Origin of the sequence: Paenibacillus polygoni (genome assembly GCF_030263935.1) — a bacterium.
GTDB lineage: Bacteria > Bacillota > Bacilli > Paenibacillales > Paenibacillaceae > Paenibacillus > Paenibacillus polygoni.
This window is the reverse complement of record NZ_CP127162.1, coordinates 2,479,449-2,498,823: the sequence shown is the minus strand read 5'-3', so window position 1 is coordinate 2,498,823 and position 19,375 is coordinate 2,479,449. Positions and strand designations below refer to the sequence as shown.

The following is a 19,375-nucleotide window of genomic DNA, read 5'->3' as shown; positions in this document are numbered from 1 at the left end:
GTATATAGAGCGACACTTGAATCGAATGCTTCTTTAATCATTAGCTAACGGGCGTGATATCAAGGGAATTTTCGAACGAAAGAAGCTATTGATTGACCTCCGAGTATTCGAATACTATGAAGAGTTAAGTAACCCTGTGTTTTCTGAGCGTAACCATTTTTTGTTGTTACGGCAAATTCAAATCCAGCACGCTTAACAACCTTTATTACATTCTGATTGAATTCACCCGAAGGATAAGCAAAAGCAATTATGGGATGCCCCAATCTCTCCTCCAACCTTTGTTTGGCTCCCGAAATTTCGTCTACAAGATGTGCCTGATTACTTTTTGTCAAATCTACATGATGCCGAGTATGCACAACACTTTCAATGAGACCTGCTTGTTCCATCTCCTTTAATTGACTCCAATCGAAGTGATTGGGTGAACCAATATAATCGCTGGTGACGAATATTGTTGCTTTCATTTATAGATTTTTTAAGATTGGATAAGCGACAGTAAAATTATCTAAATAGCCATCGTCAAAAGTAATTAAAATCGGTTTATCTGGGATCGATTGATTCGTTTTCCAACTCGTTAAATCCTTGAAAGTGATTGTAGAATAAGAATCAAGGAATGATTCAAGTTTCCGCTAACAAAGCACTAGAGTTGAATCATGATATAAAGAAAAGAGGTTCATTAAGGGGGGGATTTGACGAAACTGACAATTATAAGTTCATGTAAATTACATAACTCATTAGATAAATTCTTGATTAGATAAATTATTACCAATCTTCGTTAACAACATGCGCTAGTACGGTGAGGGACAAAAACTTGCACCGTTTACCGATTAGACATGGATCTCATCGATGTACGCACGTTAATTCATTAAGCTAACGCGGGGCAGTTTAACGCACAACAGAAGTCGCATATTCTGCGACTTTTTTCTGTTAAACATTTAAAAACATGTAAAAACTCTATTTTAAATAATGACAACAGCGACTATGAAAAATGAGTTTGAGTTATTGAAAATGAAATTTTCAAAAAAATTATAGGATGTAGTGAACGATTTCTTGTACTTGTTCGTAATATGTTTGATTGCATAAGTCGCGTACGTACGGATGTGGTCATATGGCAAATATGTAACCGAGGAAAGGAGCAGGGATTGCAGTTGGAAGAGCACAAGCTAATAAAACGCGCGCAGCGCGGGGATAGTCAGGCGATGGCGCCACTGCTGCATGCCCACTACTCCTTTTTAACAAAGTATCTTATCAAAATGACGATGAATCCTGAGCTGGCCGAGGATGTGGCGCAGGAAACCATGCTGAAGTGTATTGAGAAGATTCATCAATATAACGGAAAATCGAAATTCTCTTCATGGATGATCACGATAGCTACCAGGATTTATATCGATCAGATGCGTCGCACTAAGGTAGAAAAGCAGTGGAGGGACCGGGAGCAGGCATCTAGGCGAACAGAGTGGCAGATAAAAGCTCAGCAAGAGGAATGGACTGATGTGATGCAGGCTTTATCCAAGCTGGGGTACGAATGGCGGCTGCCAATTTTGCTCAAGCATTATTACGGCTATAGCTATGATGAAATCGCAGATATGATGGACATTCGGGCGGGGACGGTTAAGTCCAGAATCCATCATGGATTGCAGCAGTTAAGAAAGGAGCTGGCGACAGATGAAAAGGATTAAAGGAACGCAGGAACGAACTGCCGATCTGAACGAGCAGGATCATACGCATGGTGAAGGCTTCCACGAAGAATTATCTGCAGAGGATCAGGTTCTGATCGCTGAGCTGCTGCATGGATTCGATCAGATGGAGCTGGCCATCCGGAGTCCGGAGCCGCCGCCACTGCATGAGCTGGAGAAGCTGGTCGCAGCTGAGCAGCATAGGCTCCGCAAACGTGCAGGCCTAGAAGTTGTACTGTTTTTGATGATCGCTCTAGCTTTAATAGGAAGCAATATCCTCTTGGCATCCATGAACATTGTTGTATTTGTCGCCATTCAGGGGCTGGTCTTTGTCGGTGCGATCGCGTTTGCTGTACGATTTTTTTATCGTTCTAAGAAGAAGGTGAAATCCAGCCATGCATAAAACAAATCTCGATTCGGTTCCCGTATGGGTCTTAATACTAGTCGCCTGCATTCTACTGATACAAAGCCTATTTTTGTTCATTCATTCCCGCCGTCATACAAAATACTACTGGATCTGGGGGATCGTCGGACTGATCCAAGCTCCTGGACCGCTTATTGCCTATTGGATTGTTCATATTTATTTGCCGAGAAGAAAAGAACTCCGGAAGATAGGGAATGATCGCAATCAACCAAACGAATAAGGGGGGAAACACTCATGGATATAATGAATTCAAGCATACCTTGGAATTTGATCATGCCTATCATCGTCTTGCAGTTGATTTTGGCGGTGGTGGCATTGGTATCACTATATAAAGCGGAAGCAACTCGCGGACCGAAATGGTTGTGGGTCATCATCATCTTGTGCGTTAACATTCTGGGATCAGTCGCTTATTTTGTCTTCGGAAGGAAGGATGCCTCATGACCCGGACTTTGCTACAGGTAAAAGATTTATCCAAACGCTTCAAAGAGCGTGAAGTTGTCAAAGGAATATCATTCAGTATCACCGAAGGCAGCTGTGCCGCTCTACTCGGACCAAACGGTGCCGGCAAAACCACGACGATCAATATGCTGGCTGGATTGCTTCAGCCGTCAGCAGGATCGATTGAGCTATTGCTAAACGGAAGACCGACTACGGACCGGCGGCCTTATATTGGCTTTTTACCGCAAATGCCCATGTTTTATCCTTGGATGACCGGAGCTGAGTTTTTGCTTTATACCGGAGAGCTTGCCGGGTTGACAAGTCGTGAGGCCAAGAGGGAGACCGATAAGTGGCTGGAGGCAGTGGGCATTAGGGATGCGGGTAAGCGCAGGATCGGCGGTTATTCAGGCGGAATGAAACAACGTTTGGGGCTTGCCCAGGCACTCATTCATAGACCGAAGCTGCTCATTCTTGATGAGCCAGTGTCAGCACTCGATCCCACAGGACGCAAGGATGTACTGACTCTGCTCCGGGACATTCGCCGGGAGACGACCGTCCTATTTTCCACACACGTACTGCATGACGTAGAAGAAATTTGTGATGAAATTATCATGATTCAAAATGGCAATATTGCCCTTCAAGGAAACCTTGAACATATTCGCCGAACATATAGCGAGCCAGTGATCAGGCTGGAGGTTGACGGGGACGAGGCATCACGGTCCTGGTTGGCCGCTGTCTGCAGCAAGGATTTTGTCATCCATTCGGAGATTTCCGGAGGACGTGCGAAGCTCAGGGTTGCGAACGTCGATCAAGCTTCCCTTACACTCATGGCCGACGCTGTATCCCAACGCATTGTGATTCGTTCGCTTGAAGCAGGTCATAGCACACTCGAAGACTTGTTTGAGAGGGTGGTGCAATCATGAGACAGTTCTTATTGTTTTTTCGTAAAGAAATGCTTGAGATGGGGCGCAGCTATAAATGGTTGTGGGTGCCGATTGTATTTTTGATACTGGGGATCATGCAGCCAGTGGTGACACGTTTTTTGCCAGAAATTATAGAATCCGCTGGAAATATGCCCGAAGGCATGACGATTACCATGGAGATTCCTACTGGAACAGAAGTAATGGCACAGACGCTTAGTCAGTATAACTCAGTCGGACTTATGATCCTGGTGCTGTCCATCATGACAATGATTTCTGGTGAGCGTCAAAGCGGGGTTTCACAGATGATTTTTGCAAAGCCGGTGTCTTTCGTATCCTATGTGGCAGCGAAGTGGGCAAGTATGCTGTCTCTTGTCACTGTGTCTTTCGTGCTTGGTTATGCGGGGGCTTGGTATTATACTGTGCAGATGATCGGAAGCGTCGAGACCGGGGCAGCCATAAAAGCAGGACTCCTCTATTTGCTGTGGCTCTGGTTTGCCGGATCGCTTACACTGCTATTGAGCTCTCTCCTGAATTCTGCAGCAGGTATCGCCTTCGTTAGCTTAGCGGTGGTAATACTGCTGTCCATTGCTTCGCAATGGCTGCCATCGTTTACGGCCTACAGTCCAGGTTCACTGCCGCAAATATCGATGCAGTGGCTGCAAGCAAGCGATAAATCTACGAGTGCTTTGGGCGCAGTCATCCTTTGTTTGATATGTATTATGTTCTTTTTTATGATCGCAGTCTATCAAGTGAAAATAAAGAAATCTAAATTTTAATAGTCATTAGGTACAAAAAAAGGTGTTAATAAGAATAATCGCCTGCTTATCGGAATCACTCTGTAAAAACGACGTAAGTACGCTCGGTGAAGATGAATAGTGTAAATCTTTTGGAGCGGCCACGAAATGGATGAATGGTTAAATCAGGTAACTGCTGGAATTGCTCTCCGGCGGCTCAGTGGCGTGGTGACAGAGTTGTTAGAAAATGAGGTTTATTTAAAGTTATAGAGCATGATAAAGATGGATTAATCAATCTTATGTTTAATATAATGTAAACAGATATTCAGTACTGTCTGTCATAGGAAATAATATACGATCAGTGCATCACATATCTGTTTTTAAATACAATCATTTCTCTGGCATCTATATATCCAAAATGCTTATATGTCCCATCATCTGAAGTCTATAATTAACAACCTTAGCCGTAATTATGGTTAAGGTTGTTTTTGTATTTTTGAGCAAATTCCATTTCAAAAAAAGACCTCCGAACACTATGAATGTGCAAACTGAGTGGTTGCTTATTTTCAACTTAGAAGATATTAAGGGATCGCATACCTTAGAAAAAGCAAGTATACTGTTATCATCATTTATATATATTCATAGCAGATTCATAGGTAAAAAGAAGGGATAATGAATGAACAAAACCATTTCAGATATAGCCTCGATTGCTGGCGTAGCGAAGAGTACAGTATCACGTTATTTGAACGGGGGTTCTGTAAGCGAGAACACTCGCAGAAAAATTGAACACGTCATTAAGGAGCATCATTATGTTCCGAATACCTTTGCCCAAAGCTTGAAGGCCAGAAAGACAAATATTATTGGAACGGTCGTGCCAAGATTGGACTCCTTTGCTTCCTCGCAAACACTAATAGGCATCGATGAGGAATTGCGAAACGTTAACTATCATATGCTCATCTCTAATACGAGTCAGGATTTTGAGAGAGAAATTGAGGCAATCTACAATTTTGCAAGGCAGAAGGTATCCGGAATCATTTTGCTTGCAGCCCAGGTGAAGGAAGAACATCTGACAGCGATTAAAGAGTGCGTAGTTCCCGTACTGCTTGTTGGCCAGCAGCATCCTGACCTTCACAGTTTGATACATGATGATTACAAAGCAGGTTATATGATGGGGCGTCATATTCTTGAAAAAGGACACCGCAGAATTGCATACTTAGGGGTGACCGAAAAAGATATTTCCGTTGGCGTCCGAAGAAAAGAAGGATTTAAAAAAAGCTTAGAAGGCAGTTCTTGTTATGTGCAGTACTATGAAACTGGCTTTAAAATGACAGATGCGATGGTAACCACTGCTCATATTTTAGACGAATATGATCCTTCCATTATTGTTTGTGCTACGGATAACATTGCGCTTGGCGTTATGAAAGCTGCGAGTGTAAAACAGATCGATATCCCTCGGGATTTATCCGTCACAGGATTCGGGGGCTATGATGTCACAGAGATCGTTCATCCCGCCTTAACTACAGTACAATTCCAATATAAAGAGGCAGGAAAGCGCGCTGCCCAGAATATTGTAAGACTGGTGCGAGAGGAAGAAATTGAGGATGTTACGATGATGGATTTTGTATTACATGATCGAGAGAGCGTTGACAAACAATAATTTCCTGCTTTATAATTCTAAAAAAACGGTTTCATGATTTTTTCTTGCTCAAGAACGAATTATGAAACTTATTTTTTAGATTGGTTGGAACCGGTTCCAATCTCTTTTTATAATCTGTTTTGGAACCGGTTCTACTCAGAACTTATTCAAATCATTAGGTGGAGATTTATAAGATGGAAATAACAAGAGAAGAAAAATACAGAAAGCTTGAACAAGCTTATCCCGGAGAAGTAGAGAGCCTTACTGCTCTTGTTGGAAAGTCACCCTGGAGACAGTTGTTTCATATTCAGCCGCCTACGGGTCTTCTTAATGATCCCAATGGTTTTACCTTCTTTCAGGGAGAATATCACTTGTTCTATCAGTGGTTTCCGCTCGGAACCTATCATGGGATGAAGTATTGGTATCATACTAAATCGATGGATTTAGCCCACTGGGAGAATGTCGGTATCGGAATAGAACCTGGTGGACCCTACGATTCACATGGTGCATATTCCGGCAGCGGTATTGTGAAAGATGACAAGCTCTATCTTATGTATACTGGGAACTCTCGTGATGAGAATTGGGTAAGACATTCATATCAAAATTTAGCTGTTATGGATACAGAGGGGGAAATTATTAAAAGAAGCAGTCCTGTCATTGATTCGGTACCAGACGGATACACCGAGCATTTCAGAGACCCGAAGGTGTGGGAAAGTGAGGGCTCATATTATTGTTTAATCGGTGCTCAGCGAACAAACGTGACGGGATGCGCAGTAATGTATCGTTCTCCTAATTTAATTGACTGGACATTTGAAGGAGAGATGGTTACAAAATTAGATCATTTCGGGTATATGTGGGAGTGTCCCGATTATTTTGAAATGGACGATCAGGGCGTATTCTTATTTTCACCTCAAGGTCTTAGTCCTGAGGAGGATGCTTTCAATAATATTTATCAATCGGGTTACCTCATTGGAGAGAAGCTTGATGTGTCAACCAGACTGTTCGACCATGGTCCATTTCAAGAACTGGACCGAGGCTTTGATTTTTACGCACAACAGACAACCAAAGCGCCGGATGGCCGCCGGATTCTAGTTGGATGGATGGGAATCCCTGAATCAAATTACCCAACAGACAATCAGGGCTGGGCGAATTGCTTAACTCTGCCAAGGGAATTGATCCTTAAAGAAGACAAAATTATTCAGCGACCGGTCCGTGAATTAGAACAGCTGCGTAAAGAACAGTCAGAGGTTAAGAGCTTACTTAGAGATGAAACTAGAACATTCCCGAATTTTACTGGCACGACTTATGAACTCATCTGTGAATTTACGAATGAGAATGCACAGCAGTTTGGCGTGGAGTTCCGAGCAGGAGAAAATGAAAAAACGGTGCTATGTTATGATCATCTGAACAAGAAAGTGATACTGGATCGCTCCATGTCCGGTGAGCCTATTGAGTCTGCCTACGGAAATGTACGGCGCTGCCGATTAGAAGCGGACAAGGTCAAATTCCAACTGTTCGTAGATACCTCCTCTGTTGAAGTCTTTGTTAACGATGGAGAGGAAGTTTTCACGAGTCGAATTTTTCCTAGCGAGGACAGTACGGAAATTCGCTTTTTCTCAAGCGGAGGAGTCGTTTCACTGGAAGCATCGCTTTGGAGAATTTAACGTTAAGAGATTATATCTTAGCTCTGTTGATTCGGTGATATGTTCTATGCAACATGTTCATTTGAAAGCGATTATATGGGTTAAAAGCAAGGAGCTGAAGTGAAAGGTATATAGTCATCCTAGTAAAAAAGGAGCGGTGTTACATGTCTGAGAATCGTGAAATAGCGAAACAGGTAATCGAGGCCACTGGCGGTAAGGAGAATATTGCTTCATTTGCCCATTGTGCTACTCGTTTGCGTATAATGGTCCACGATAAGGAGCTTATCGATCAAGCGCGTGTGGAAAACATCGATAAGGTAAAAGGGGCATTCTTTAACGCAGGACAATTTCAAATCATTTTTGGAACCGGTACCGTTAATCGGATCTTCGATGAGGTTGAACAGCTTGGAATTAAAGGTACGACGAAAGAAGAAGTGAAGAAGCAAGGGAAGAAAGAAGGAAACGTATTTCAAAGAGCCATAAGAACATTTGGCGATGTTTTCGTCCCGATTATTCCTGTACTCGTGGCAACCGGTTTATTTATGGGTTTACGCGGGCTGCTTACTCAAGAGCAAGTTCTGGCGCTGTTTGGAATAACGGCTGCAGATATCTCCCCAAATTTCTTGCTTTTTACTGAGATACTGACAGATACCGCATTTGCCTTTTTACCCGCGCTTGTAGCCTGGTCTGCGTTCCGTGTATTTGGCGGAAGTCCGGTACTTGGGATCGTACTTGGTCTGATGCTAGTAAATCCGGCACTTCCGAATGCCTACAATGTTGCTAATGGATCTGAAGAGGCGCTTTACATGTTCGGATTCATTCCGATCGTGGGATATCAGGGGTCTGTTCTTCCTGCATTCTTTGTAGGCTTTCTTGGAGCTAAATTCGAGAAATTCTTACGAAAACGGGTGCCCGAATCCATTGATCTCATTGTAACCCCGTTTATTACACTGCTTGTCATCATCACGCTTGGATTGTTTGCCATCGGACCTGTGTTCCATACGGTCGAAGATTGGGTCTTGCACGGAACCATGTTCTTATTAGATCTTCCTTTAGGAATATCTGGTCTCATTATCGGTTTCTTCAATCAAATCATCGTAGTAACCGGTGTCCATCATATATTCAATTTTTTAGAAATCCAGCTGCTGGAGAAGACCGGTTCGAATCCATTTAACGCGATTGTTACTTGTTCTATGGCCGCTCAGGGTGCCGCATGTCTTGCAGTCGGATTAAAAACAAAGAATGCAAAGCTAAAAGCACTTGCACTTCCTTCATCGTTCTCATCTTTTCTCGGCATATCGGAACCCGCAATCTTTGGTGTGAATTTACGATATATGAAGCCATTTGTTATGGCACTGATCGGCGGAGCTGTAGGCGGTTTTATGGCATCCCTATTCGGTTTAGCAGGAACAGGGATGGCGATCACCGTAATTCCCGGAACGCTGCTTTATTTAAACAATCAGCTGTTTCTGTACATTTTATGTAACGTTGTTGCGATGGCCATTGCTTTCATATTAACCTATCTGTTCGGTTACAAAGATGACAAGATCGAGGCAATCTCGGAAGGCGTGCAAAACAACGAACCGGTTCAGAAAGCAACAAAGACTAGTAGTGTTACTGCATCAAATGTATCAAGTACATCAAATGCACCGATTAGATCTGAAAACAAGGCTCAGAAAAAAGAAGATGGATACACTCTAAGATTCCCATCCCCTATTACTGGGAAGACAATACCGCTTGAATCTGTCCCAGACCCAGCTTTTGCTGAGAAACATATGGGAGAGGGATACGCTATTGAGCCTACGGAAGGTAAAGTATATGCTCCTTTTGACGGCGTTGTTGCACATCTGATGAATAAAAGTAAACATGCACTAATATTGGAACACGAGAGTGGTGTACAGCTCTTGATTCATGTAGGGATCGATACGGTTTCACTTAAAGGATCGGGATTTACAGCTCATGTACAGACGGGTGATACCATAAAAGAAGGACAATTACTGCTTGAATTCGATATGGTTCGCATCTCAGAAGCTGGTCTATCTACGATTACTCCAGTGCTCATTCCTGCGGGGATAGAAGAGGTTGCCGCTATGAATGTGAATACAGACACGCAGATGACTGCGAATAAGGATGAAATTATGGTTGTCCAAATGAGTTCAAAGGTAAATTAGAACAAAGGAACATACCTAAAGTCGCTGTCCTAGCGGCTTTTTTTTATTGATCTCCCATAACCGCTGGGCATATTTCTAATCGATTACGTTCGTTAATTCTAAGCCAGCGGACAGGAAGAATGGAACCTGGCAACGAATACATCATTTATCTGCTCTAAACCGTCTTAATAATACAGGTTTCGACATTCGAATAATAAAAGCCTTATAAATCGAAAAGGAGTACTTTTACAATGAAGAATATACATAACTTAGTTTCAGATTACACGAAAGATAAGAAACATGTACAACTTGTTATCGGGATGATCAGGGAGGGAGATGTAGAATATTACTCGTTCTGTAACAGTAAAAAGAAAAATACGATCCCCCCTGAACATAGGTTGTTTGAAATCGGCTCCATAACCAAAGTTTTTACATCCATACTCTTATTAGAAATGGAACGGGAAAAACTTCTTTCCTCGGATGACATCGTTGGTAAGTACGTGCCAAATGCCAACAATGATTATCTAAATAAGATTACTTTGAAAAACCTTGCTACTCATACCTCAGGATTACCTGTGTTAGCAACAAACCACATTTTATCTAAAAACAGATCAAATCCTTATTTAACGTATACCGAGGAAGATTTAACTGCTTTTTTATCTACTGCAGACTTCACCGAAAACATCGGTTCATTTGGATATTCCAATATCGGTGCGGCTATACTTGGAAACATTCTATGTAAGGTGTCAGGTCATACGTATGATGAACTGTTGAAAAAATACATAACAAGTCCATTAAAGATGAACGAGACAGCCGTTATGCTTGATTCAGAACAAAATGGCAGGTTTTTAAATGGACATGCTTCAAGTGGGAAAAGAGTCCCTCATTGGGATGATCTTTCTATACATGAGGGAGCTGGGGGGATTAAGTCATCTGTTAGCGATTTAAGTTTATTTGTTCAAGCTAATCTAAATGGGGATAACCTGGTAGCCTCTACACTACAAAAAAGTCATCTCCCTATATCGATTGGAAATTCAAACCGTTATTTTGGCTGGGCTGAGGATAAACTTCTAGATCAAGGTATTCTCTGGCATAACGGGGCTACCGCTGGTTTTAATAGTTATCTAGCTTTCAGTAAGGAACACCGTGCAGGAGTTGTATTACTATCCAATTATTCGTTTTTCTCGAATTCTCTTATCGATTATTATATCTCTCAACTAATGAAATGGATTACTAAAAAAGAGCCTTCTCAAGGAACGATGATAGACTCTACAGGCAAAAAAATACTTGAAGCAATCATAAGTAGTAAAACTCATGAAAATGACAGAGAGTTTCATAGCATCGGTAAGCGTTAAAAATGAATTGTACTTGGCAGTAAACAGTGTTAATCTAAAAGTCTGTGTTTGGCAAAACAATTGATTGTAGACACCATTTTCGTTGTAAAGAAAGGTACATGATGATAAAAGTTGATAACTTATCCTTCTCATTCCCCCAGAAAGAACTGTATAAAAACATCTCATTTACGCTTGAAGAGGCACAACATTGTGCATTTATAGGAACCAGCGGCAGTGGAAAAAGTACGCTGATCGATATACTGATGGATCCGGAACGATATTTATTTGAGGGCAAGCTAGAGATCGATCCCACATGCAGCATTGGGTATGTAAGTCAGTTCTCACAAGTAGACCAAACGGAAGAAACGACCGTTTTTGAATATATAGGAGAAGAATTTATTAAGATACAAAATGAAATAACTTCTATATGTACCGAAATGGAAACATCACTAGATATTGAACCGTTACTTGAAAAGTATCAAGCGGCCTTAGATGCATTTGATTCTATGGACGGGGATAATTTTGAAAGCAATATTAATAAAAAATTGAATCTAGCAAATCTAATGAAGCTAAAAGACCTAAGGGTGTCTGACATAAGCGGCGGGGAATTCAAACTGATTCAAGTGATGAAGGAAATGCTGAGTAGTCCAGATTTAATGATAATGGACGAACCTGATGTATTTTTAGATTTTGAAAACCTAAATGCGCTTAAAAATTTGATTAATTCCCACAAGGGTATGCTGCTTGTTGTAACACACAACCGGTATCTATTGAATCATTGTTTCAACAAAATCATTCACCTTGAAGATTTGGAGATCCAAGAGTTTGATGGACGATATATTGAGTATAATTTCTCTTTACTTCAGACAAAAATAGAACTGCAAGAAATCGCCGTTGCTGAACAAGAAGAAATTAATAGGTACGATAACATCATTGATAATCTTAGAGCGATCGCAACTATTAATTCAGAAGCATCTAGAGGGAGAGCGTTAAAAGCGAGAGTTCGGTTCCAAGAGAGATTGGAAGCTCGTAGAATTAAAGCACCCTTTGTTGATATTAAGCAGCCGAATATTCGTTTCGATACGGATCATGAGATGGAAGACACTACGGTTGTAAATGTCAGAAATTATCGTGTTGCATTCGATGAGCTATTGTTAGACAATGTTAGCTTTGAGATTAAATCTACAGATAAAGTAGCTATTATCGGTCCAAACGGTACTGGGAAAACGACGTTACTCCGAGAAATCTTTAAGAATCGTCATGATTCCATTGAAATTAATAGGGATGTTACCGCGGCTTATTTATCTCAGGTTCAAGGCGAGATGTTAACGGATTCGAATACCATACTAGATGAGTTCATCGATGCTGGGTTTAGCACTTATGATGAGATTAGATCGTATATTGCAAACTATGGCTTTGAAGGAGAAATCCTTACGCAAAAGATTGGATCATTATCTGGTGGAGAAAAAAACTTGCTTCAATTAGCTAAAGTTTCTGCCACGAAAGCAAACGTCTTACTTCTTGATGAACCGACAAGCCATTTAGACACCTATACACAAATCGCACTAGAGAATGCCATCCAAGACTACAAAGGTGCGATCCTTATGATTTCTCATGATTTCTATTCTGTTGTAAACGGGATGGACTACGTTCTAATCATTGAAGATAAGACGATTAGTAAAATGAGTATGCAAGAATTTAGACAGATGATTTATACGAGTCATTTTAATAAAGACTATCTAGAAATGGAACAAAAGAAAAAATCGATTGAAATGAAAATAGAATTGGCTTTAAAAGATACTAATTTTGAATTAGCAAAAGTATTAGTAGATGAGTTAGAAGAGCTAATTAAACTGCTATAAACGAAAGAGACACTGATGAATAGAATATCAGTGTCTTTTTGCTGTATGGATTTTTTTCTATGAGGGGGAGAGATCTATACAGGAAGGAGAACTCACCAATCGGCAGCAAATTGAACGGACTGGCAGGACATTTCAAACCTCTCGCGAATACTTTCATCCAGCAGAATGTGCCGAAAAGATATTAAGTTATATTAAGTCGGATAAGGAATACCGACAACACATATTCAAAACAACCTCCAACCATATCAACTGATTGGGGGTTATTAATATAGAGATTCGAAGGGGGACGTCAATTGAAGTACTCAAATATATTTGATGAAGTTGTTTCTATTATGCATCAGGATTATGCGGGTTATGATGAGAAAAAAGGATGGGATCATCCTGATTATTTCAAAAAGAAAATAGAGGATCTTGAAACAAGTGGAATTATTACGCCGAAGCGGTTTACTGAACTTGTGAATGAATACCTTCTTAGTTTCAAAGATCGTCATATGTACTTTAATTTACATAATTCAGAAAAGGTAGAAGTAAAAACTTGCGGTTTTACGGTAAGGAATTACGAAGACACTTTATATGTAACAGAGACGAAGGAAGAGGATCGATTTGAAAAAGGGACAAAAATTGTTTCTATCGATGGAGAATCCATTTGTTCGAGAAGAAAACTGCACCATACCATGCTTAGGGAATCTCATCCTGAGAGAGAAGAATGGGATGAAATCCTGAATAAAGCTTCGTATTTTGAGATGATGAACGAGAATAATGAGTTAGAAAAACTGGAATTAAAACTCTACAAAAAAACTCCTAGAAAATCAACGTATTCTATTGATCTTATTAACAAAGACACCTTACTATTCACCTTTTCTGATTTTGCAGATACCGATAAAATAGTGAATTTAATAGAAGAACATAAAGATGACCTGCTTAAAAGTAAAAATGTGATTGTTGATGTTCGGAATAATAGGGGAGGGAATTCCCATGCTTCTTCTTCTCTACTTAGATATATCTTTAAAAAAGGAGAGAAGCCAAGTTCTCCTCTTAAAGTCCGAGAATTTAATTGTTCTGACCGAAATGTGGAACTCTTTTTAGAGCAGGCCGAAAAAGTTCGAAGTTCAACAAATAATGAAGAAACTCTGAAAATGATAGAGTACGGTGAAAACCAATTTAAAACATATCGGAATCAAGGATTTGTTGCTTTTGATTTTTCGGAATATATTGCAGATTTAGAAAACAATTTCGAGGGGGAAAACAACCCAGAAAAAGTAATCATTTTATCTGACTATTACTGTGCAAGTGCGGCAGAAGAATTTGTTGAAACGAGTAAAGAATCATCCAAAGTAACGATAGTAGGACGTGCTACCATGGGATTAAACGATTATAGTGACATCGTGTGTGTCCAGTGGGACAAGCAGTTCTCCCTATGTTATCCAATATCAAGACTTCAGCAGAAAACAGAAATAGACCCCATACATGGAAAGGGAATTCAGCCTCATGTATATATCAAATGGACACCTAAACATATTGAAAAAGATATAGATCTCCAGCAAGCATTGAAATTAATAGAGAAGGGTTAAGGAACAGTTTTAGCGAGAAGAAGAATGGAATTCAAAAACAAATCGTTATTCAATGTTCGCAAAGGTAACGGCTATCCCAACCGATATAAAAATAACTGAAATAAAGAGCCCTCTAAATTTGCAGGACTCTTTTTCTCACTATTTAAATGTATATCCAGGAAAAACCCTATGAGAATCTACGGGGGTAGATTTAACTAAAACTTTCTTTTTCACAACGTATTCCATTTTTCCTCCTTCAGTAGTAATAAAACCTTCTTTATTAGTAACAGTCGGAGTCATTACTACATTCAAATCCCAGTAATCTACTGTCGGACTGTCTAGCCATGTTTGTATAGCGACTCTAACTTGATACTCGGGTGATTGGTCTGGTTTATTTTTCTTGATCGTTCTCATATCGATGATTTGAGAGGATAACATGGTAGGTCCCATTGAATAATGTTGTTCGGAAAGTTTGTCAATATCCATTTCCTTGGAAGTGCTTATTTCGAGAAGCTGCCTATCACCTGTATCCATCCCTGACATAAAGGTTTGGACTGTATTATTAATATGTGCGAACGTGAATGCTCCTAAACTATCATTATTTCCATCTGCCGTAAACGTTTCATCCCATACATTCTCAAAAAGAATTCCATTACTTTTAATGGATACCGTCTGCGTCTTTGAATCCCATGCTACATTTGCTCCAAGTGCTTTGGAGACAAAACTAATGGGAACCATAACTCGATTATTGACCATCTGAGGTGCGACATCCGTAGATACTTGTTTCCCATTAAGATTGATTTTAATAATCCCACTTGCATAAGCTGCACCTAATGTTACGGAAACAGATAATAATGTGGCCATTACCGAAATAGCTAGCATTTTCTTTGAGATTTTAAAAACCTCCTCTTTTTTATTTTATAGACGTAACATTCCTGGAATAAGTTATAGTATAGACATATAACTTCATTAAAATGGATTTGTATATTTAGTGTACTGTAAAGAACTGTATAGACTCACTTAAAGACCTTTACCTTAACGAAAAGGAGTGATACTTATGTTTTTCTTTATTTGGTTCCTATTGGTTGGGATTTTTGGCATAGTTATGGGGGTTAGGGCCTTAAGAAGTCCTTATTCCTGGCCTTTTAATCGTTTTAGAGATAGACATGGCGATACTGATATTGTTCAAGTAAAATTCAGAGGGATTTTTATCTTGGCTTTAGGTGTAGCCTCGACGATCCTATCTTTTCAGCTACTTTAATATTTCTGAAAAAGAACAGCAGATTTTATTGATAGTTTTAGATCTGAATAATCACGTTTCCTTTTTTACGTTCAGTCTCAACATATCTGTGGGCATCTGGCAAACGCTCGAGCGGATACCGACGATCGATCACAGCATTCAGTGTCCCATTGCAAGTGAGGTCCATGAGGAACTTCAAATTCGCTTTGTTTTGCATAAGTCCTGCTGTGGCGAAAACAGCTCGTTTTCCTTTAAACAGAGATGTCCACATCATTTGCATCACGGTAGACAACTTGGGTGCAGTAGTTAGATACTTTCCCTTGTCCGTGAGCATATGCTTACATGCAGAGAAAGAGCTTTTGCCCACAGCATCAAAAATAACATCATAGACTTTGTCCCCTTTCGTAAAATCATTCTTCGTATAATCAATCACAAAGTCTGACCCTGCTTTTCTTACCAATTCTTCGTTCATACCTGAGCAAATACCCGTTACTTCAGCGCCAAAGTACTTAGCCAATTGCACAGCGTAAATACCGACGGCACCTGACGCGCCATAAATCAGCACTTTCTGTCCTTCCCGTACATGAGACTTATCCCGTAAAAACGTCAATGCGGTAGCACCTCCGTCACAGACAGCCACGGCTTCATCAAAAGTGACGTTATCTGGAATAACAGCAAGAGGGCAGTCTTCGGAAAGGCACTTATATTCGGCATAAGCACCGAAGTTTTTGACGCTCATTCCTAACACGCGATCTCCTGGCCTGAAATGTTTCACTTCCTTACCGACCTTTTCAATCACTCCAGCTAATTCGGTTCCGCCTACTTTAAATTTTGGCCTGGATAGCCCATATAACAGTTTAATCATAAACGGATTTCCTTTACGAAAAGCACAGTCCGACGGCCCAACTTTAGCAGCTTGAATACGTATGAGGATTTCTTTGTCTCCAGGCGTCGGTTTTTCGGTTTCTTGCAAAACATATACTTCAGGTGATCCATACGAAGTTTGAACCATGGCTCTCACGAATAATTGCCTCCTAATCGTAATATCACAGCAAAGAACATTTACAAACAGCTTCCCCATGTATAGAAAATGGATATAAAAAAATAACGATGGAAATTGAAATGGGTAAGAGAGAATGGAAGACATTCTATACAAATACATGTCGAAATGGACTTCTCTTAATAAGGAATATCAGCAATCCATAATGAACGAAATCCGTATAGAACAATTTGCGAAAGGAGCCGTTCTCATTGAGCAAGGAGATGTTCCTAATGCATGTTATTTCATCCTGAAGGGCTGTGTAAGGCAGTATTCCATTGATGAGGATGGCAGAGAAGTTACATCTAACTTTTATACTGAAGAGCAGGCAATTGCGATTTTCAATCATCATAAACCTGATAAGACTTCCAATTACTCTTTCGTGTGCATAGAAGATTCGGTACTGGTCGTGGGTGATCTGGATAAGGAAAAGGACATGTACAACAAGCATCCTCAACTAGAATCAATGACTCGCAGGATGATAGAGGAAAACTTTAGTGAGGTCCAAGAGGAGTACGCTGCTTTCATCGCTTCTTCGCCTGAAGAACGCGTCAAGACACTACTACGGAAACGCCCTACTCTTATCGACCGGGTACCCCAACATCAGCTGGCTAGTAACCTCGGCATTACTCCAGAGTCACTAAGCCGAATTAAGAAAAGAATTCAGTAAGAAGTTAACTGGTTTTAACACTTTCATTGTATCTGGGGAAGGACTCCCTTTGCATTGACTTAAGTCAATAGGAGAATAGCTTTAAATACAAAGGGCACCACTAAGCGCCATTTAGGTTCATTTCACAAAAGTTATCGATCTTGCGAATCGACTAGATAGAATAGATCACCGAAGCTATCAAGTGACTACCACTACCAGTACGATTTTTAATGATAATCAAACTTCCTTACTTCAATCTCAAGTTTTGAGTTTAGTAACTTTGGTAAGTGTAAAAATCCATCGATCTAATAGGTGCGGTCCCAGAATCAAAGGATAAATGGAGCTTCGCTAAGGCAGCCAGTAGATTGACCGGTTGCCTTTTTCCTACTTTTAACTAAGTTATTGCTGTAACATATATGTGTTTTAAGTCGTCTATAGCAACAATAGGAGGGGGACATAGTGAAGAATATTTTAATTTTATTCGTAATGTGCTTCGTACTTACAGGATGCTTCTCTAAACAAATAGAAAAACAGCCAGTTCATGTGGATGGGGTAGAAGAAGTACTGCCCTTAGATGAAAAGAATGTCTCCCTAGATAAGGTAATAGAAGCCCTGAAAAAAGAGGGGATGGGATTGTCCATAGTGGAGGAGCAACATTTTATTTTGAATAGCGTTAAGTCCAGTAATTTCTCTATAAACGAGTCTGATGAAAATGAGGAAGGGGCTTACCCTGAAACTATTTCGATTTACATATATGATTCGGAGCAAGCTAGAAAAGAAGGACTGGATGATTTTAACATACAAAAGGAAAGGTATAATATGCAGATACCTAGTATATATGAACAGAAAAACGTTCTTTTGCTCTATTGGCATCATGAGAATCTAAATAATAGCCATAACGCTAAATACAGTAAGCAAATGGAAACGGCGATGAATAAGTTATAATTCTATGCTCTAAAAGGAGATACGTTATTATGATGGTTACATTCAAAAAAATGTTTTTAGCTGGAACGTTAATGATAGTCTTAGCCGGTTGCTCAGATACAGATGATAATCAAAATACTCCCCCCTCATCTGAGTCATCGGTTAACGTTCCGATTGAAGATAATACAGCTTCGACTGACGATAACAAACTTACTTTTAATGAAAAAATGAAGATGTATAGCGAAACTAAGGATATTAAAGATATGGCTTGGTCTGAAGCTACGGAAAGGTATGTTTACATCAAGGAAGCAGGGATTGATAAATTTGACGTGTATGTAGGGGACTATAAATATGAAAAAGAAGAGATAGTAATTAGCCACAATTATAACTCTCAGGATTCGTCTGTATCTATGAGCCCTAAAGGAGACTACTTTTTAATCACTCGTTTAAAAGATGTGAGTCCTGATCGATATAATTCTGAATTATATTACACGGTAGATAAGAAAAAATATTTTACACTGTTCAGCATAGGTAAACCCCATTGGGATCAAGACGGAAAATTAATACGATCTACTGAATACATAGACAAATACCCTGTAACTTACCAAAGCGTGATATCAGTTGATACGTTTAAATCTGTTCCAAGTGATAATGATCCTTTTGAAGAGACAGTGTATGTGGTGAAGGGGAAAAAGTACGAAAAAACAAAGGTTGTTTTTAATATTGAAGATATAGAAGATAATGTAATCATCTACGCAGAAACTGATCTAGATACAAATAGCTCCATACAAAAAGAAGTAAAGTACTAATCTCTTCTTGATAATCTGGAATAGTAGGAGGAAACGATGAAAAACGATAAACATAAATTTTTATCAATATTTCTTGTTGTTGGATTTATTATGGGGGCTTGTATAGGCATGATCGTACGTATTTTCTTAGACCTTAACATAGGTTTCAGTATTGCACTGGGGGGAGGTTTTGGAATGCTATTAGGCATTGTTATGGGTTCCGTAATAGATTATGAAAGGCAGAATAAAGAAAGGTAATCCAGTTTGTCTACAATTTAATATTCACTGAATTGATGTCGCACGTAAAGGGCATGAAAAAGGTATTCGGCACAATTTGTTGTCCAGAGCCAAGAAGAAGAACATAGACC

At 39.9% G+C, this 19,375-nt stretch carries 19 protein-coding genes; 16 read left to right on the top strand and 3 right to left on the bottom strand.

Annotated elements, in window-relative coordinates; all coding sequences use genetic code 11:
• Nucleotides 1-59 precede the first annotated feature (59 nt).
• Nucleotides 60-461: a polysaccharide deacetylase family protein gene (locus tag QPK24_RS12080; RefSeq protein ID WP_285741322.1), complete on the bottom strand. Its 402-nt coding sequence runs from the start codon at nucleotides 459-461 to the stop codon at nucleotides 60-62.
• Nucleotides 462-1,145: 684 nt separating this feature from the next.
• Here QPK24_RS12080 and sigY point away from each other — a divergent pair.
• The 12 genes from sigY to QPK24_RS12020 all read left to right on the top strand — a co-directional run bounded on the left by sigY (nucleotide 1,146) and on the right by QPK24_RS12020 (nucleotide 14,388).
• Nucleotides 1,146-1,676, top strand: a complete 531-nt coding sequence (sigY, locus tag QPK24_RS12075) for an RNA polymerase sigma factor SigY (RefSeq protein ID WP_285741320.1) — start codon at nucleotides 1,146-1,148, stop codon at nucleotides 1,674-1,676.
• Nucleotides 1,663-2,076, top strand: a complete 414-nt coding sequence (locus tag QPK24_RS12070; RefSeq protein ID WP_285741318.1) for a YxlC family protein — start codon at nucleotides 1,663-1,665, stop codon at nucleotides 2,074-2,076. The genes sigY and QPK24_RS12070 overlap by 14 nt, the downstream gene beginning before the upstream one ends.
• Nucleotides 2,069-2,317: a transcriptional regulator gene (locus QPK24_RS12065; RefSeq protein ID WP_285741316.1), complete on the top strand. Its 249-nt coding sequence runs from the start codon at nucleotides 2,069-2,071 to the stop codon at nucleotides 2,315-2,317. The genes QPK24_RS12070 and QPK24_RS12065 overlap by 8 nt, the downstream gene beginning before the upstream one ends.
• 14 nt (nucleotides 2,318-2,331) lie before the next feature.
• Entirely contained in the window at nucleotides 2,332-2,538 is a 207-nt protein-coding gene (locus QPK24_RS12060) for a PLD nuclease N-terminal domain-containing protein (protein WP_285741313.1), read from the top strand.
• Complete coding sequence (locus QPK24_RS12055) at nucleotides 2,535-3,458, top strand: ABC transporter ATP-binding protein (protein WP_285741311.1); 924 nt, start codon at nucleotides 2,535-2,537, stop codon at nucleotides 3,456-3,458. The genes QPK24_RS12060 and QPK24_RS12055 overlap by 4 nt, the downstream gene beginning before the upstream one ends.
• Nucleotides 3,455-4,234, top strand: coding sequence for an ABC transporter permease subunit (locus tag QPK24_RS12050; protein ID WP_285741309.1), 780 nt, complete (start codon nucleotides 3,455-3,457; stop codon nucleotides 4,232-4,234). Before QPK24_RS12055 ends, QPK24_RS12050 begins: the two co-directional genes overlap by 4 nt.
• Nucleotides 4,235-4,868: 634 nt before the next feature.
• A complete protein-coding gene (locus QPK24_RS12045) occupies nucleotides 4,869-5,849 on the top strand; it encodes a LacI family DNA-binding transcriptional regulator (protein WP_285741307.1) in 981 nt (326 codons plus the stop codon).
• 173 nt (nucleotides 5,850-6,022) lie between these two features.
• Nucleotides 6,023-7,492, top strand: coding sequence for a glycoside hydrolase family 32 protein (locus QPK24_RS12040; RefSeq protein ID WP_285741305.1), 1,470 nt, complete (start codon nucleotides 6,023-6,025; stop codon nucleotides 7,490-7,492).
• Nucleotides 7,493-7,635: 143 nt separating this feature from the next.
• Nucleotides 7,636-9,642 (top strand): sucrose-specific PTS transporter subunit IIBC, encoded by a 2,007-nt coding sequence (locus QPK24_RS12035; protein WP_285741303.1) that lies wholly within the window; start codon nucleotides 7,636-7,638, stop codon nucleotides 9,640-9,642.
• A gap of 230 nt (nucleotides 9,643-9,872) precedes the next feature.
• Nucleotides 9,873-10,976 (top strand): serine hydrolase domain-containing protein, encoded by a 1,104-nt coding sequence (locus tag QPK24_RS12030; RefSeq protein WP_285741300.1) that lies wholly within the window; start codon nucleotides 9,873-9,875, stop codon nucleotides 10,974-10,976.
• A gap of 101 nt (nucleotides 10,977-11,077) precedes the next feature.
• Nucleotides 11,078-12,817, top strand: a complete 1,740-nt coding sequence (locus tag QPK24_RS12025) for an ABC-F family ATP-binding cassette domain-containing protein (RefSeq protein WP_285749289.1) — start codon at nucleotides 11,078-11,080, stop codon at nucleotides 12,815-12,817.
• A 293-nt stretch (nucleotides 12,818-13,110) separates the two neighbouring features.
• Complete coding sequence (locus tag QPK24_RS12020) at nucleotides 13,111-14,388, top strand: S41 family peptidase (RefSeq protein ID WP_285741298.1); 1,278 nt, start codon at nucleotides 13,111-13,113, stop codon at nucleotides 14,386-14,388.
• Nucleotides 14,389-14,526: 138 nt separating this feature from the next.
• On the opposite strand, the gene QPK24_RS12015 is transcribed toward QPK24_RS12020, so the two are convergent.
• On the bottom strand, nucleotides 14,527-15,249 hold the full coding sequence (locus tag QPK24_RS12015) for a copper amine oxidase N-terminal domain-containing protein (RefSeq protein WP_285741296.1): 723 nt from the start codon (nucleotides 15,247-15,249) through the stop codon (nucleotides 14,527-14,529).
• Between the two features lie 416 nt (nucleotides 15,250-15,665).
• Entirely contained in the window at nucleotides 15,666-16,619 is a 954-nt protein-coding gene (locus QPK24_RS12010) for an NAD(P)-dependent alcohol dehydrogenase (RefSeq protein ID WP_285749287.1), read from the bottom strand.
• A 124-nt stretch (nucleotides 16,620-16,743) separates the two neighbouring features.
• Between QPK24_RS12010 and QPK24_RS12005 the strand changes: the two genes are divergently transcribed.
• The 4 genes from QPK24_RS12005 (at nucleotide 16,744) to QPK24_RS11990 (ending at nucleotide 19,265) form a co-directional block, all read left to right on the top strand.
• Nucleotides 16,744-17,316, top strand: coding sequence for a Crp/Fnr family transcriptional regulator (locus QPK24_RS12005; RefSeq protein WP_285741294.1), 573 nt, complete (start codon nucleotides 16,744-16,746; stop codon nucleotides 17,314-17,316).
• Between the two features lie 438 nt (nucleotides 17,317-17,754).
• Nucleotides 17,755-18,240, top strand: coding sequence for a putative periplasmic lipoprotein (locus QPK24_RS12000; RefSeq protein ID WP_285741292.1), 486 nt, complete (start codon nucleotides 17,755-17,757; stop codon nucleotides 18,238-18,240).
• A gap of 29 nt (nucleotides 18,241-18,269) precedes the next feature.
• Nucleotides 18,270-19,028, top strand: a complete 759-nt coding sequence (locus tag QPK24_RS11995) for a hypothetical protein (RefSeq protein ID WP_285741289.1) — start codon at nucleotides 18,270-18,272, stop codon at nucleotides 19,026-19,028.
• A 36-nt stretch (nucleotides 19,029-19,064) separates the two neighbouring features.
• On the top strand, nucleotides 19,065-19,265 hold the full coding sequence (locus QPK24_RS11990; RefSeq protein WP_285741288.1) for a hypothetical protein: 201 nt from the start codon (nucleotides 19,065-19,067) through the stop codon (nucleotides 19,263-19,265).
• The last annotated feature ends 110 nt before the right edge of the window (nucleotides 19,266-19,375 follow it).